The sequence below is a fragment of the Morganella sp. BCCO 40_0007 genome (assembly GCF_032989665.1).
GTDB classification, from domain to species: Bacteria; Pseudomonadota; Gammaproteobacteria; order Enterobacterales; family Enterobacteriaceae; genus Morganella; species Morganella sibonii.
On sequence record NZ_JAVBIN010000035.1, the window covers coordinates 1 to 486 of the forward strand.

The 486-nt window shown below is 46.7% G+C and carries 1 tRNA gene and 1 rRNA gene; both read right to left on the reverse strand.

The features are described from left to right. Positions 1 to 263: 263 nt before the first annotated feature. Positions 264 to 339 (reverse strand) — tRNA-Glu (locus R5268_RS19375). 80 nt (positions 340 to 419) lie between these two features. After that, positions 420 to 486 (reverse strand): 16S ribosomal RNA (locus tag R5268_RS19380); the annotation flags it as partial.

Sequence of the window (486 nt, forward strand, 5' to 3'; positions counted from 1 at the left end):
ATTAGCACGTCCTTCATCGCCTCTGACTGCCTAGGCATCCACCGTGTACGCTTATTCGCTTAACCTCACAACCCGAAGGTGTTTCATAAAGAAGCACATTCAGTGTTGTTTGGCTGAGAGACTCATCAATATTACCTCGGTGATAATATTGATTGTTTCAATTTTTCAGCTTGTTCCGGATTGTTAAAGAGCATAATTGTTAAGCTGACTCTTGAATCAGCTTAATCATTATTTGCAGATGACTTTCACTCACCCGCGCAGACTGGCGTCCCCTAGGGGATTCGAACCCCTGTTACCGCCGTGAAAGGGCGGTGTCCTGGGCCTCTAGACGAAGGGGACATTAGTCAGCTTCGCAGACGCTCTCTGCTCATTTTCTATCAGACAATCTGTGTGAACACTCACATTCAACATCAACTAGGTAAGGAGGTGATCCAACCGCAGGTTCCCCTACGGTTACCTTGTTACGACTTCACCCCAGTCATGAAT